This is a genomic window from Pseudomonas sp. TE3911, assembly GCF_054062775.1.
In genome coordinates, this window is the sequence record NZ_JBSSFP010000001.1 from 59,634 (window position 1) to 72,805 (window position 13,172).

17 protein-coding genes are annotated in these 13,172 nt (G+C 58.8%); 8 read left to right on the plus strand and 9 right to left on the minus strand.

Annotated elements, in window-relative coordinates; genetic code table 11:
- Nucleotides 1-39 precede the first annotated feature (39 nt).
- Entirely contained in the window at nt 40-804 is a 765-nt protein-coding gene (cysZ, locus tag ACVWXD_RS00275; protein ID WP_032885600.1) for a sulfate transporter CysZ, read from the minus strand.
- Here cysZ and ACVWXD_RS00280 point away from each other — a divergent pair.
- The gene (locus tag ACVWXD_RS00280) at nt 803-943 is read left to right on the plus strand and encodes a hypothetical protein (RefSeq protein ID WP_163033189.1); all 141 of its coding nucleotides are present in this window, start codon (nt 803-805) and stop codon (nt 941-943) included. The two genes, cysZ and ACVWXD_RS00280, sit on opposite strands and share 2 nt — an antisense overlap.
- A gap of 142 nt (nt 944-1,085) precedes the next feature.
- Nucleotides 1,086-2,048: a thioredoxin-disulfide reductase gene (gene trxB, locus ACVWXD_RS00285; protein WP_010206474.1), complete on the plus strand. Its 963-nt coding sequence runs from the start codon at nt 1,086-1,088 to the stop codon at nt 2,046-2,048.
- A gap of 102 nt (nt 2,049-2,150) precedes the next feature.
- Here the strand turns inward: trxB and ACVWXD_RS00290 are convergent, their stop codons facing one another.
- Genes ACVWXD_RS00290 through ACVWXD_RS00315 form a run of 6 tightly spaced genes read right to left on the minus strand, consistent with a single transcriptional unit; the run spans nt 2,151 to nt 5,081 of the window.
- On the minus strand, nt 2,151-2,492 hold the full coding sequence (locus ACVWXD_RS00290) for a HopJ type III effector protein (protein ID WP_032885601.1): 342 nt from the start codon (nt 2,490-2,492) through the stop codon (nt 2,151-2,153).
- Nucleotides 2,485-2,781 carry a DUF1244 domain-containing protein gene (locus ACVWXD_RS00295; RefSeq protein WP_010206472.1) on the minus strand — a complete coding sequence of 99 codons (297 nt, stop codon included), beginning with the start codon at nt 2,779-2,781 and terminating at the stop codon, nt 2,485-2,487. The genes ACVWXD_RS00290 and ACVWXD_RS00295 overlap by 8 nt, the downstream gene beginning before the upstream one ends.
- Before the next feature lie 16 nt (nt 2,782-2,797).
- A complete protein-coding gene (gene folX, locus ACVWXD_RS00300; protein WP_032857710.1) occupies nt 2,798-3,169 on the minus strand; it encodes a dihydroneopterin triphosphate 2'-epimerase in 372 nt (123 codons plus the stop codon).
- Between the two features lie 2 nt (nt 3,170-3,171).
- Nucleotides 3,172-3,732 carry a GTP cyclohydrolase I FolE gene (gene folE / locus ACVWXD_RS00305; RefSeq protein WP_260368093.1) on the minus strand — a complete coding sequence of 187 codons (561 nt, stop codon included), beginning with the start codon at nt 3,730-3,732 and terminating at the stop codon, nt 3,172-3,174.
- A gap of 20 nt (nt 3,733-3,752) precedes the next feature.
- Entirely contained in the window at nt 3,753-4,463 is a 711-nt protein-coding gene (gene folM, locus ACVWXD_RS00310) for a dihydromonapterin reductase (protein ID WP_032885603.1), read from the minus strand.
- A 57-nt stretch (nt 4,464-4,520) separates the two neighbouring features.
- Nucleotides 4,521-5,081 (minus strand): antibiotic biosynthesis monooxygenase, encoded by a 561-nt coding sequence (locus tag ACVWXD_RS00315; protein WP_401384141.1) that lies wholly within the window; start codon nt 5,079-5,081, stop codon nt 4,521-4,523.
- Nucleotides 5,082-5,295: 214 nt separating this feature from the next.
- Here ACVWXD_RS00315 and ACVWXD_RS00320 point away from each other — a divergent pair, with 214 nt between their 5' ends.
- Nucleotides 5,296-6,255, plus strand: a complete 960-nt coding sequence (locus ACVWXD_RS00320; RefSeq protein ID WP_032885605.1) for a MerR family transcriptional regulator — start codon at nt 5,296-5,298, stop codon at nt 6,253-6,255.
- A 2-nt stretch (nt 6,256-6,257) separates the two neighbouring features.
- Here ACVWXD_RS00320 and ACVWXD_RS00325 read toward each other — a convergent pair whose 3' ends face one another.
- A complete protein-coding gene (locus ACVWXD_RS00325) occupies nt 6,258-6,863 on the minus strand; it encodes a hypothetical protein (protein ID WP_032885606.1) in 606 nt (201 codons plus the stop codon).
- Nucleotides 6,864-6,922: 59 nt separating this feature from the next.
- Nucleotides 6,923-7,390 carry a PAS domain-containing protein gene (locus ACVWXD_RS00330; protein ID WP_032885607.1) on the minus strand — a complete coding sequence of 156 codons (468 nt, stop codon included), beginning with the start codon at nt 7,388-7,390 and terminating at the stop codon, nt 6,923-6,925.
- Between the two features lie 128 nt (nt 7,391-7,518).
- Between ACVWXD_RS00330 and ACVWXD_RS00335 the strand changes: the two genes are divergently transcribed.
- From ACVWXD_RS00335 to ACVWXD_RS00355, 5 genes are all read left to right on the plus strand, one after another.
- Nucleotides 7,519-7,974: a flavodoxin gene (locus tag ACVWXD_RS00335; protein WP_032885608.1), complete on the plus strand. Its 456-nt coding sequence runs from the start codon at nt 7,519-7,521 to the stop codon at nt 7,972-7,974.
- A 198-nt stretch (nt 7,975-8,172) separates the two neighbouring features.
- The gene (locus ACVWXD_RS00340; RefSeq protein WP_032885609.1) at nt 8,173-8,955 is read left to right on the plus strand and encodes a class II aldolase/adducin family protein; all 783 of its coding nucleotides are present in this window, start codon (nt 8,173-8,175) and stop codon (nt 8,953-8,955) included.
- A complete protein-coding gene (locus ACVWXD_RS00345; RefSeq protein WP_032885610.1) occupies nt 8,955-9,857 on the plus strand; it encodes an alpha/beta fold hydrolase in 903 nt (300 codons plus the stop codon). The genes ACVWXD_RS00340 and ACVWXD_RS00345 overlap by 1 nt, the downstream gene beginning before the upstream one ends.
- Nucleotides 9,858-9,975: 118 nt before the next feature.
- Entirely contained in the window at nt 9,976-10,887 is a 912-nt protein-coding gene (locus ACVWXD_RS00350) for an SDR family oxidoreductase (protein WP_032885611.1), read from the plus strand.
- Between the two features lie 482 nt (nt 10,888-11,369).
- Nucleotides 11,370-13,148, plus strand: a complete 1,779-nt coding sequence (locus ACVWXD_RS00355; RefSeq protein ID WP_032885612.1) for a DUF1302 domain-containing protein — start codon at nt 11,370-11,372, stop codon at nt 13,146-13,148.
- Nucleotides 13,149-13,172: the final 24 nt, after the last annotated feature.

Sequence of the window (13,172 nt, forward strand, 5' to 3'; positions counted from 1 at the left end):
TGTGGGCCATGTCGCCATTGTGTCATCCAGATGATGGATTTATGACTTGGTGACCTTGGGGTTCGCCATCGCCTCGGCGCCTTGCTCGCGCACCCAGAACAAGGTGGCGCCAGCCACCGCCGCGGGCATCATCAGCAGGTTGACCACCGGCACCAGCAATACCAGATAGACGATGCCGCCAAAGCTCATGCTCTGCCAGCGTTTCTGGCGCAGCCAGGCGAGCATTTCGTTCCAGCCTAGTTTGTGGTTGTCGGCCGGGTAGTCGATGTATTGGATTGCCATCATCCATACGCCAAACAGCAGCCACAACGGCGCGGCGATCAGGTTGACCACGGGAATAAACGAAAGGATAAACAGGCCGATCGCCCGTGGCAGGAAGTAGCCGAGCTTGCGCATTTCTCGGGCCAGGGTGCGGGGGACCATGGCGATCAACTCGCCCCAACTGAAGGCCGGGAAGTCATCGGTACCGCGCACCACCACTTCTACCTTCTCTGAGAGAAAGCCATTGAACGGCGCCGCGATGATATTGGCGAGCATGGTGAAGGTGAAAAACACCATCAGCACCACCAACACTACAAAGAGCGGCCATAGCAGGTAATTCAAAAAGCTCAGCCAACTCGGCAGCGTCGGCATTAAGTGCTCGACCCACAAGCTGAACTGGTGGCCGGCGAAGTAAATCAATCCGACGAACAGCACCAGGTTGATCATCAGCGGCAGCAGCACAAACAGGCGTAGGCCAGGGCTCAACACCAGTTTGAGGCCTTCACGCAGGTATTGCGGGCCGGAAAGAACAGGGGCAGGCATGGAGAACTCCGAGCAGGATGACGAACGCGCCGACCTTACCGACTTTGTATCCGAGGCGAAAGCGGCGACATCAACAGTAACAAACGCCTCGATTAGCTGGGCTGACAGCATAGAGACCGCCTATGAGCTGGATTGTTAAACCGTATTTCCTTAATCTTGCCCCCCTCTATACGCTGCACCCATTATTTTTAGGATCTGCGAGTTAAAGCCTTCCCCAAGTGCTTCGCAGTCCTTTTTTATTCCAGCCGCCTTGTAGTCCGGGCGGTCGATAGGAGTGAGTCATGTCTGATACCCGTCATTCGCGAGTGATTATTCTCGGTTCCGGCCCTGCCGGTTACAGCGCTGCTGTCTATGCTGCCCGGGCCAACCTCAAGCCGCTGCTGATCACCGGCATGCAGGCGGGCGGTCAGTTGACCACCACCACGGAAGTCGACAACTGGCCTGGCGACGTCCACGGCCTGACTGGCCCGGTGCTGATGGAGCGTATGAAAGAACACGCCGAGCGCTTTGAAACCGAGATCGTTTTTGATCACATCAACCAAGTCGACTTCTCGAAAAAGCCTTACAGCCTGACCGGCGACAGCGGCGTTTACACCTGTGACGCGCTGATCATCGCCACTGGCGCCAGCGCCCGTTACCTGGGCCTGCCATCGGAAGAAGCGTTCATGGGCAAGGGCGTTTCAGCCTGCGCGACCTGCGACGGTTTCTTCTACCGCAACAAGCCGGTCGCCGTAGTCGGCGGCGGTAACACTGCCGTTGAAGAGGCGCTGTACCTGGCCAACATCGCCAGCACCGTGACCCTGGTTCACCGCCGCGAGACTTTCCGCGCCGAGAAGATCCTGATCGACAAGCTGCACGCCCGTGTCGCTGAAGGCAAGATCATCCTCAAGCTCAACGCTACCCTGGACGAAGTCCTGGGCGACAACATGGGCGTGACCGGTGCGCGCCTGAAAAACAACGACGGCAGCTTCGACGAGCTGAAAGTCGACGGCGTGTTCATCGCCATCGGCCACACTCCGAACACGTCGTTGTTCGAAGGCGTGCTGGAAGCCAAAGACGGTTATCTGGTGGTGCAGGGCGGCCGTGAAGGCAATGCGACTGCCACCAATATCGAAGGCATCTTTGCTGCCGGTGATGTGGCTGACCACGTGTACCGCCAGGCCATTACCTCGGCTGGTGCCGGTTGCATGGCAGCCCTGGATGCCGAGCGTTACCTCGACGGTTTGAAGGACGCTTCGTTCTAAATCGTTGGAATAAAAAAACCGGCTGCGAGGCCGGTTTTTTTATGAGTGCAATTTAAATGTGGGAGGGGCAAGTTCCCTCCCACATTTTGATCCGCGTCTGACTCAGGATTTGCGGGTCAGGGGCTGCGCGGTGAATTTCACACCGGCCAACCCATGGGCAATCAACGCCCGAATATTGCCGTGGTCGCTGCCCTCAGGCGTCGCCACCACCGAGCGGTAATGTTCACCAAACGCCAGCAGCGCTTCTTGGTCGCTCAAGCCTTCCAGCACCGCCAAACCCAAGGTCTTGCACGACCCTTCATTCTGCCCGGCCGCGTTTTCCACGGTGCCGTTGGTGAAGGCCTGCGGTTGGTAATCGTAACCGGCCGCGACAAATGCCAGGGTGTCGGCAAAGACGTGTTCGCCGCTGTTGAGGCTGGCGCGCAGGGTGTTCAAATCAGTCATGGGTTTTTCCTTTGGCGAACGCTGCCTGTTGGTCAGCGCTGGCTTCTTTCTGGTATTGGGCTTTCCACTCGGCGTACGGCATGCCGTACACCACTTCACGAGCGTCATCGAGGCTCAGCTCGATCTGGCGCTCGTCGGCCTCGGCCTTGTACCACTTGGACAGGCAATTACGGCAGAAACCGGAGAGGTTCATCAGGTCGATGTTCTGTACATCCTTGCGGCTGTCCAGATGTGCTACCAGCCGGCGAAAAGCGGCGGCTTCGAGTTCGAGGCGTTGTTGATCGTTCATAGGGTCCACTTCAATGTCAGCGGCTGGCCGCCAGGGTAATCGAAACCGATTCGGCAAAGCGCAGCGCATGGGGCTTATCCACTTCGACCTCGGCGTACAGCACCGATTCATTGCTCATCACCAGGTCCAGCAATTCCTGGGTCAGGCGTTCCAGCAGCGCGAAGCGGTTGCCTTCCACGTGGGCGATGATCGCCTTGGTGATGGTGCGGTAGTTCAACGCGTGGTCAATATCGTTGTCACGCACGGCGTCCTGGGCTGCATACAGGATGGTCAGGTTGATCAGCACATCCTGCTTGTTGAGGATTTCGTCCTCATTGATACCGATGAAGGTACGCAGACACAGGTCCTTGACCCGGATGCGCGCCATGCCTGGTTGAAGTTGTGGCATTGCTACTTGCTCCGTCCAATCAGTTGCAGGAACTCCATGCGCGTGGTGTTCGACTCGCGGAACGCGCCGAGCATCACCGAGGTGTTCATGGTTGAATTCTGTTTTTCCACGCCGCGCATCATCATGCACATGTGCTTGGCCTCGATTACCACGGCCACGCCGGCGGCCTGGGTCACGTCCTGGATCGCGTCGGCGATCTGCCGCGTGAGGTTTTCCTGGATCTGCAGGCGCCGGGCGAACATGTCGACAATACGCGCCAGTTTCGACAGGCCGAGCACCTTGCCGGTCGGAATATAGGCCACGTGGGCCTTGCCGATAAAGGGCAGCAGGTGATGTTCGCACAGCGAGTACAACTCGATGTCCTTGAGGATCACCATCTCGTCGTTGTCGGAGGCGAACAGTGCACCGTTGACGATTTCTTCGAGGTTCTGCTCATAGCCATGACACAGGTACTGCATGGCCTTGGCGGCGCGCTTGGGGGTGTCGATCAAGCCTTCGCGTTCCGGGTCTTCGCCCAGGTTCTTGAGGATCTCGCGGTAATGGTGGGGCAGGGATAAGGTCATACAACATCCTCACAAACGGCTTACTTGATATGCCGCCCGCCGTTGACGGTCAGGGTGGTACCGGTGACATAGGGGTTGTCCAGCAGGTAGCGCACGCTCTGGTAAATCACCTCGGGTCCGGGCTCGATGCCCAGGGCTGATTTGGCCAACACCCGAGTGCGATAGGCCGCGTCGTCGTCTTCGTTGAACATCACCATCGCCGGGGCGATGCCGTTGACTTTGATCAGCGGCGCGAACTGCGCGGCAAACGACAGCGTAAGGCTGTCGAGCCCGGCCTTGGTGGCGCAGTAGGCGATGTGCTGGCGGCTACCCTTGCGCACCACGTCATCGCTGATATGCACGATATCGGCAGGTGAAGAGCGTTGCAGCAAGGTCGAACAATGCAGGTTGATCAGGTACGGCGCAAGCATGTGTACGCTGAACATATCGGTAAACGCGCGGCTTTCGTCGCCCGGCGTTTCCGCGACCCAGGCCGAGGCGTTGTGGATGATCGCGCGCAGGCTTTGGGTGTGGGTGCTCAGTTCAGCGATAAACGCCAGGATCCCAGCTTCATTGGAGAAGTCGGCAAACACACCGATCGCGCCACGCTCGCGCAGGGCCTGTACGCCGGGGCGTTCGCTGCGGTAGCTGAAAATCACCGGTTGGCCCTCGTCCAGCAGGCGCTGGGCGCAATGCAGGCCGACACGTTGGCCGGCGCCGGTGATCAGGATCGGGGCGTTCTTTGCAGTCATGGGAGGCTCGCGTCGCTGGCAGGCGCAAATCATACCAGCGACGGGTCGCCCCTGTACTCACGCCGCCGCTTCGGCGGCCGTGCGCGGTGCAGGCGTGGGATGCAGCCAGTTCGCCAGCAGGTGTGTGGACAGCGGAATGAACCAGTAAACCATCAGAGGCGTGAGTGCCATCGTGCTGACCAGTACGCGGGGCACCAGGTCGAGCCCATTGAGCAATGGCCCCAAGACAAAGTTGAACAGCAGCGACACCGGGAAAAACGCCAGCCAGATTGCCACGGCCTGCTTCCAGCGCGGCGGACGGGCACCCGCGGCGCCAAACCAGCCATCGATGCCGCGCACACGGTGCTCGGAGGGGTCGGCAAACAAATCGCTGCCGCGGCTAAGCCAGGCACAACGGGAGGCGGAGAATTCCCAGGCATGCAGTGTTTTTTCGTCGGCGAAGCGGAAAATGATCTGGAATTCGTCATCGTTGGGCGGCGGTGCAAGTACGCCGGAGCCCAGATAACCGGGGAAGTCGGTAGCCAATTGCTCGCCTTCGCGCAGCCAGGCCATCAGTTCTTCGTAGCGCCCTTTGGCGACGCGGCGCGCAACCATCAAGGTGACGGGAGAGGTAGACATTGTGTATCTCCAAATGTACGGGTGCGCTGATCCGGGTAGGTGGCGCACAAACGAAGCTGCGGGGTGTTGCAGCGACGTAGAAAAAACAGGCAAGGATTATTCCGGTTTTGCCGAAATACGCCAGCGACATTGGTCCGAAAAGTACACACCTTGAAAAAGAGGGGTCTATAGGCGTTAAATGACCGCCCAATTACCGCTGGTTTGTTGGTCTTGAATGCCCGTGATTACTGCTCCTGCTGACAGCATTTCGCATCTGGATTCGCCTGATTGCGCTGAGCTTTTTCCAATTCGTGATGTATCAAGATTGACAGGCGTCAACCCGGTCACCTTGCGCGCATGGGAGCGTCGTTACGGCCTGATCCAGCCCATCCGCACCGAAAGTGGGCACCGCCTCTACTCCAAGGCCGATATTGAGACGGTCAATCGCATTCTTGGTTGGATTGAACGTGGCGTGGCGGTCAGCAAGGTCGGCAAGATTCTCGCCCGCGACGATCAGCAGGCCGAAGCGATTCGCGCTGAGCGCGACTCAGTCGAGGAAAGCGAATTGCCGCAATGGCGGGCGAGGCTGTTGCTGGCGGTCAAGGCCTTTGACGACCGTCAGTTGGAAAGCCTGTATGGCCAGATTCTCGCTACCTATCCCCTCAACGTGGCGTTCCAAGAGATCCTGATGCCTCTCTGGAACGAGCTCTTGCGCCACCAGGGGCGTTTTGGTCAAGCCAGCGAATGGCTGTTTTTCGACGCCTTCTTGCGTATCCATGCCTTTCAGCGCCTGCAAGCGGCGACACTGTCGCCTGCGCCTCGGGTATTGCTGTCAGCCATACCCGGCGAATGCCGCAAACTGGAGTTGCTGGTGGCGGCGCTGTTGATGAGCAGCGATGACCTGGTCGTGAAGGTGCTGGGGATGGGGCAGCCGTTTGATGAGCTGACCCTCGTATGTGAAAAGACTCATCCCCAGGCGCTGATCATCTTCTCCAACCACTCCCATAACGTTGATCTGGCTGGCCGCCTCAACCGTTTGGCGTTGACCCTTGATTGCCCGTTATTTCTTGCTGGCGCAGTGTCGGACCTGGCGCAGAGCGCGCTGGCAGGTTCTTCCATCGGTTGTCTGGGCAGCGAAGGGCGCCAGATGCAACGCCGCTTGCAGCAGTTCCTCAGCGGTAACCTGGATACCTGAACTCAGGCGTGCATCTGCGGGTGCACCAGGCGGTGCTGATGCAGGATGAACTGGCGCAGGCGTTCGATTTCATCCGCATCGCTTTGACTGAGGCGATAGGCAAACAAACCCCGCGCGGTTTCCCTCTCAAAGGCGCCGCGCAGGGCAATGCGCTCATAGCCGGAAGGGCTGAACCAAAGGGAAAAGGTTTTTGGTGGTTTGATCCGGCCACGAATCTCCACCAGCACGCCCTTGAATGACACCTCATGCACCCACAGCGCACTTGCGGTGCCCTTGATGTTCTCCAGGGCCACCGGAGCTTCAAGTGCAAGGCGCCAGGCGCGGATCACCGGGCCGTCTTCAAAAATACTCGGCACACCCAGGCGCAGATGCACTGCATTGAACTCATCCTCCACCAATTGGAGGGGAAAGGTCAGTTGCTGGTTGTCGAACTGCGCTTGGATGGTGACATGGTCGTGGGCGGCCAGGCGGGTGAGCAAGTCGCGAATCTGCGCACCGCCGTTGACGGTCAGGCTCGACGACGCATCCCGCAGATTAAGTTGCGGGTTGTGTTGCATGTTCTGAATGAAATCCAGCTCATCCTTGGTCAGAAGCGCATCGCGTTGCATTGTGCTTGCTCAATAGAGGGGCATTAAAGTGCCATTATCCGCTCATATGGCCGTATTTTCTAAATTTTGTTCAATCCATTTGTCGACTTGAACGCGGCCAGTTCGGCTTTGACTTGGGCCAGTTCGCTTTCTAATTGCTCGACACGCTGCTGGGCCTTGACCTGGAGCGTGACGTCTTTTTGTACGCCGATAAAATAGGTTTGCTTATCAGCCGTGTTGAACACCGTTGAAAGCGACAGTTCGTTCCAGAAATGGCTGCCGTCCTTACGGTAATTGCGCAGGGTTTCCCGGCACGAACCACCCTTCGCCAAAGCATCCCGAATCACCGTCAGCGCTGGCTGATCACGGTCGCCCGACTGCAGGAAGCGGCAGTCCTGATAGAGGATTTCGTCCAGTGTGTAGCCGGTCATCCGTTCGAAGGCCGGGTTCACATAAATCAGGGGCTTTTCATCGCCTTCGCGTTCGGCGACCACGATGCCTTCGTTGGAAGCGTCGATCACCATCTGCATCAGCTTGGCGTTAATCATTGAGCGGTCCGTGGCGTGTTGTTGGAATGGGCAGTTTATGGCAAGTCGTGAATCTTGCACGGTGCGCCCCGAAATATTTGCGTCGCTGTTAATATCCCAGGCTTTCGCTCAACTACAGGATCAGATTGATGAAAGTCGCCATCCTTTCCGGCTCGGTCTACGGCACGGCTGAAGAAGTCGCCCGGCACGCCGCCGGCATCCTCAAAGACGCTGGTTTTGAAGCCTGGCACAACCCGCGCGCGACCCTGGCGGATGTGCAGGCGTTTGCCCCTGAGGCGTTTCTGGCGGTGACTTCGACCACCGGCATGGGTGAACTGCCCGATAACCTGCAACCGTTGTATTCGATGATTCGCGACCAACTGCCTTCGGCCTGGCGCGGTTTGCCCGGTGCGGTGATCGGTTTGGGCGACGCCAGCTATGGCGACACCTTTTGTGGTGGCGGTGAGCAAATGCGCGAGCTGTTTGGCGAATTGGGCGTGCGCGAAGTACTGCCCATGTTGCGCCTGGACGCCAGCGAGAGCGTGACGCCGGAAGCAGATGCCGAGCCGTGGTTGGCAGAATTGGTCACTGCACTGCGCGCTTGATTGAGCGGTTCCAGCTGTTTTCAGTCCCTTTATTGACGGCGTCTCTTTGACGCCGTTTGTATAGATCTAAACTATTCTCATAGCTGACTCGTACGGTCATCAAGCTGGCTGCGAAGGCAACTCCGTCCGCCAGGGCGTCTGACTAGACTGGCCCATCACTCGAAAAATAATAAGAAGTGCGCCAAGGAGGTCGTTACCGTGAGCCTAGCCCCTGTTGTGCCGCCACAGAATGTCAAAGATCAGGTCAGTGCTGCCGAGTGGCAAGCCCGTGTCGACCTGGCGGCCTGCTATCGCCTGGTGGCGTTGCATGGCTGGGACGACCTGATCTTCACCCACATCTCGGCCAAGGTGCCGGGCACCGATGATTTCCTGATCAATCCCTACGGACTGATGTTCCACGAGATCACTGCGTCGAGCCTGGTAAAGGTCGACCAGGCCGGCAACAAGCTGATGGACAGCCCCTACGAGATCAACCCGGCGGGCTACACGATCCACAGCGCGATCCATGAAGTTCGCCACGATGTCACCTGCGTGCTGCATACCCACACTGCCGCCGGTGTGGCGGTGGCGGCACAGAAACAGGGCGTGCTGCCGATCAGCCAGCAATCGATCTTCGTGCTGTCGAGCCTGGCCTATCACGCCTATGAAGGCGTCGCGCTGAACCACGAGGAAAAGGCCCGCCTGCAAGCCGACCTTGGCGACAATAATTTCTTGATGCTGCACAACCATGGCCTGCTCACCTGTGGCAGTACCATCGCCGACACCTTCCTGATGATGTTCACCTTTCAGCGCGCCTGCGATATCCAGGTGCTGGCGCAAAACGGCGGCGCTGAATTGATCGCCATTGGTCCGCAGATTCTTGCGGGCGCCAAAGCCATGGTCGCTGCTGTCACCAAGAGCGCTCAAGGTATGGGGGGCGCGCTGGCCTGGCCGGCGTTGCTGCGCAAATTGGATGCTCAAGATCCTGGGTATAGAAGCTGATGCCACTTGCCGAGATCCCGCTCAGAGCCTGGCGCAAACGCAGCCAGAGTTTCGAATTTCACGGACGCACCATCCGTTACTGGGTGTCGGGGCAGGGCGAACCGTTGCTGCTGATCCATGGCTTTCCCACCGCCAGTTGGGACTGGCATTACCTGTGGCAACCCCTGGCCCAGCACAACTTGGTCATCGCCTGCGACATGCTCGGTTTCGGCGATTCAGCCAAGCCTCTGGACCATGGCTACTGCCTGCTGGAACAGGCGGATTTGCAACAGGCTTTGCTGGAGCATCTGCGGGTGGATCAGCCGGTGCACGTGCTGGCCCACGACTACGGTGACAGCGTCGCTCAGGAACTGTTGGCCCGGCACTATGAAGGCCGATTCAAGATGGCCAGTTGTGTGTTTCTCAACGGCGGGCTGTTCCCGGAAACCCATCGCCCGGCGCTGGTGCAAAAACTCCTGCTCAGCCCGCTGGGCTGGATGATCGGCCGCGCATTCGGGCGCAATGCTCTGGCCGACAGCTTCGGCCAGATCTTCGGCCCCAACACTCGCCCCAGCGAAAGCGCACTGGACGATTTCTGGAGCCTGATCGACTGCAACGATGGCACGCGCATCCTGCACAAGCTGATCGCCTACATTCCCCAGCGTCGGCGCCTGCGTGATCGCTGGGTGGCGGCGATGCAGCAGGGTGACGTGCCATTGCGAGTGATCGACGGCGAGATCGACCCGATCTCCGGTGTCCATATGGTGGAGCGTTACCACCAATTGGTGCCCCATGCCGACACGGTGTTACTGGCCAACATCGGCCACTACCCGCAGATTGAAGCGCCGGTGCAGGTGCTCAAGCATTACCAGGCGTTTCGTGATCGGATTGGGCAGGTTGAAACCCGCATGGCTTATTCCTGAGCCTTAGGATCATCCCCCTGCCTTATCGAGCACCATTCAGCCTTGGCTGTCTTTATTGTGACCGGCAGCCCTGTGCCTGACACTCGACCCATTCCCATTGTCGCCATTGGAGTTCGGTATGAGTGAGTCAGTGCAGTTCCAGGATAAGGTCGTGATCGTCACCGGTGCCGGCGGCGGATTGGGCCGGGCCCATGCGCTGTTGTTCGCTAAACATGGGGCCAAGGTGCTGGTCAACGATCTCGGCGGTTCCACCCAAGGCGAAGGCGCCAGTGCTTCGGCGGCCGACCGTGTAGTGGCCGAGATCCGCGAGGCGGGTGGTATTGCCGAAGCCAACCACGACTCTGTCACCGATGGTGACAAGATTGTGCAAAACGCCCTCGACGCTTTTGGCCGCATCGACGTAGTGGTCAATAACGCCGGCATCCTGCGCGACAAAACGTTCCACAAAATGGAAGACGCCGACTGGGACCTGGTTTACCGGGTGCATGTCGAAGGCGCCTACAAAGTCACCCGCGCCGCCTGGCCCCATCTGCGTGAGCAAGGCTATGGCCGAGTGATCTTCACCGCGTCCACTTCGGGCATCTACGGCAACTTCGGCCAGTCCAACTACGGCATGGCCAAGCTCGGCCTGTACGGCTTGACCCGTACCCTGGCGCTGGAGGGGCGCAAGAACAACATCCTGGTCAACGCCATCGCCCCCACTGGCGCCACGCGCATGACCGAAGGCCTGATCCCGCCGCAAGTGTTCGAGCGCCTCAAGCCGGAATTGGTCAGCCCGCTCGTGGTGTACCTGGGCAGCGAAGCGTGCCAGGAAACTTCTGGGTTGTTTGAAGTGGGCGGTGGCTGGATTGGCAAGACCCGCTGGGAGCGCAGCCTGGGTGTGGGCTTTGATCCCGAAGCCGGTTTTTCACCGGACGATGTGGCGGCGCACTGGCAGCAGATCTGCGACTTCGAAGGGGCGGCTCATCCCAAGGACAATATCGAGGCCTTGAAGGAGATGATGGCCAACTTGCAGAAGTACAGCCTGTGATCATTGCTTGAAAAAGTTTGAATCTTACGGGGCGCTGATGGCGCCCCGTTTTATTTCAGGCAAAAAAAAGCCGCTGCAAACGCAGCGGCTGAAGTAAGACGTTGGATCAAGGAGCGACAAATCAACGTCAGTGAACACCGGTAACAGATTGAAAAAAGACATCAATCCATTTGAGTCTGGCTTTTCTTCCGTTTGGGGAAGCGGGCCGTTTGCCCTGAAAGCCCGGCAAGAATAGTCGTTTGCGACAAGATGAGTAATAGCGCTTCGGGACAAGGACTGTTGTAAAAACTGCAACAGTCTTGACTCTTGCCATCCATGGCCCTGATAACCCGCCATCCACACGGTTCATGCCCCCGCCCAGACCCAGGCCAGAGCGCCCGGTAATCCTTTCGAGCGACAACACGAATCCCTCCTTGGTGCGCTTATCGCTCCTGATGTGCGGCAGTAGGGTGGGGCCTTCTGTCACTCACCGGGGAAGACGCATGACAAAAACAACAATGCGCGCCATCTTCACGCCACAGGCGCTGGCCGCTGCGGTTGCCTTGGGTTGCTGTGCCCAGGCTCAGGCTGTTTCGTTCAATATTGGCGAGATCGAAGGGCAATTCGATTCGTCGTTGTCGGTGGGTTCGAGTTGGGGCATGCGTGATGCCGATAAAAAACTCGTGGGTACCGTCAATGGCGGCACGGGCCAGGCTTCCACGGGGGATGACGGACGGCTCAATTTCAAGAAGGGCGAGACCTTCTCGAAAATCTTCAAGGGCCTGCACGACCTTGAACTCAAGTACGGCGACACCGGTGTGTTCGTGCGCGGCAAGTACTGGTACGACTTTGAGCTCAAGGACGAAGACCGCGAGTTCAAGCAGATCAGCGACCACAACCGCAAGGAAGGCGCCAAGTCCAGCGGTGCGCAGATCCTCGATGCGTTCGTCTATCACAACTACTCCCTGGGCGACCTGCCGGGCACCGTACGCGCCGGTAAGCAGGTGGTCAGTTGGGGTGAAAGTACCTTCATCGGCAACTCCATCAACAGCATCAACCCGATTGACGTGTCGGCGTTCCGCCGCCCGGGTGCCGAGATCAAGGAAGGCCTGATCCCGGTGAACATGCTGTTCGCGTCCCAGAGCCTGACCAACCAACTGACCGTGGAAGGGTTTTATCAGTTGGAGTGGGACCAGACCGTGCTGGATAACTGCGGCACCTTCTTTGGCGGTGACGTGGCGGCGGATGGTTGCACCGGTAACTACACAGTAGGCAGCCCTGGTATCGCGCCGCTGCAATCGATTGCGGCAAACCGCGGTCAGGGTTTTGTGGTGACGCGCGAGGGTGTGGTGGTACAGCGTGCGGGCGACCGTGATGCGCGGGACTCCGGTCAGTTTGGGGCGGCTTTGCGTTGGCTGGGTGACGACACCGAGTACGGTTTGTATTTCATGAATTACCACAGCCGCACACCCACTGTAGGCACCATCACCAACAACACCACACTGCAAACCATCGGTGGCATTGCCGCCGCCGCTGGAGGTTTCGGTCAGGCCTTGGCCCAGAGCACCATGCTCGGTCGTGGCCAGTATTACCTCGACTACCCGGAAGACATCCGCCTGTTCGGCGCGAGTTTCTCCACAACCTTGCCCACCGGCACGGCGTGGACCGGGGAAATCAGCTACCGGCCGAATGCCCCGGTGCAGTTGAATACCACCGACCTGACATTGGCCTTGCTTAACCCAATCGCCGGCCAATTGGCCTCACCCATCCGCAGCAATTTCGGCAGCGACAACAAAGGCTACCGCCGCAAGGAAATCACCCAGATCCAAAGCACCATGACCCAGTTCTTTGACCAAGTCCTCGGCGCCGAACGCCTGACTTTGGTGGGCGAAGCGGCCGTGGTGCACGTGGCTGGCCTGGAGGACAAATCCAAACTGCGTTACGGCCGCGATTCGGTCTACGGTGCTTACGGTTTCGAGGGTGACACCGACGGTTTCGTCACCTCCACCTCTTGGGGCTACCGCGCGCGGGCGATCCTTGACTACAACAACGCCATTTTCGGGGTGAACCTCAAGCCCAACCTGTCCTGGTCCCATGACGTGGCCGGCTATGGGCCCAACGGGATCTTCAACAAGGGCGCCAAGGCCATCAGCGTCGGTGTGGATGCGGACTACCGCAGCACCTACACCGCCAGCCTCAGCTACACCGATTTCTTTGGTGGCGACTACAACACCCTGACCGACCGCGACTTCCTCGCCCTCAGCTTCGGCGTGAACTTCTGATTTGGCTTAAAGAAGGACAAGAAC

Excerpts from the sequence above, each read along its gene's own strand:
- ACVWXD_RS00280 (WP_163033189.1), top strand. The coding sequence starts at position 803 with ATGGAGAACTCCGAGCAGGATGACGAACGCGCCGACCTTACCGACTTT.
- ACVWXD_RS00355 (WP_032885612.1), top strand. The coding sequence starts at position 11,370 with ATGACAAAAACAACAATGCGCGCCATCTTCACGCCACAGGCGCTGGCC.
- folE (WP_260368093.1), bottom strand. The coding sequence starts at position 3,732 with ATGACCTTATCCCTGCCCCACCATTACCGCGAGATCCTCAAGAACCTG.
- ACVWXD_RS00345 (WP_032885610.1), top strand. The coding sequence starts at position 8,955 with ATGCCACTTGCCGAGATCCCGCTCAGAGCCTGGCGCAAACGCAGCCAG.
- folX (WP_032857710.1), bottom strand. The coding sequence starts at position 3,169 with ATGCCACAACTTCAACCAGGCATGGCGCGCATCCGGGTCAAGGACCTG.
- ACVWXD_RS00350 (WP_032885611.1), top strand. The coding sequence starts at position 9,976 with ATGAGTGAGTCAGTGCAGTTCCAGGATAAGGTCGTGATCGTCACCGGT.
- ACVWXD_RS00325 (WP_032885606.1), bottom strand. The coding sequence starts at position 6,863 with ATGCAACGCGATGCGCTTCTGACCAAGGATGAGCTGGATTTCATTCAG.
- ACVWXD_RS00320 (WP_032885605.1), top strand. The coding sequence starts at position 5,296 with ATGCCCGTGATTACTGCTCCTGCTGACAGCATTTCGCATCTGGATTCG.
- ACVWXD_RS00290 (WP_032885601.1), bottom strand. The coding sequence starts at position 2,492 with ATGACTGATTTGAACACCCTGCGCGCCAGCCTCAACAGCGGCGAACAC.
- ACVWXD_RS00335 (WP_032885608.1), top strand. The coding sequence starts at position 7,519 with ATGAAAGTCGCCATCCTTTCCGGCTCGGTCTACGGCACGGCTGAAGAA.
- ACVWXD_RS00315 (WP_401384141.1), bottom strand. The coding sequence starts at position 5,081 with ATGTCTACCTCTCCCGTCACCTTGATGGTTGCGCGCCGCGTCGCCAAA.
- ACVWXD_RS00330 (WP_032885607.1), bottom strand. The coding sequence starts at position 7,390 with ATGATTAACGCCAAGCTGATGCAGATGGTGATCGACGCTTCCAACGAA.
- cysZ (WP_032885600.1), bottom strand. The coding sequence starts at position 804 with ATGCCTGCCCCTGTTCTTTCCGGCCCGCAATACCTGCGTGAAGGCCTC.
- ACVWXD_RS00295 (WP_010206472.1), bottom strand. The coding sequence starts at position 2,781 with ATGAACGATCAACAACGCCTCGAACTCGAAGCCGCCGCTTTTCGCCGG.
- trxB (WP_010206474.1), top strand. The coding sequence starts at position 1,086 with ATGTCTGATACCCGTCATTCGCGAGTGATTATTCTCGGTTCCGGCCCT.
- folM (WP_032885603.1), bottom strand. The coding sequence starts at position 4,463 with ATGACTGCAAAGAACGCCCCGATCCTGATCACCGGCGCCGGCCAACGT.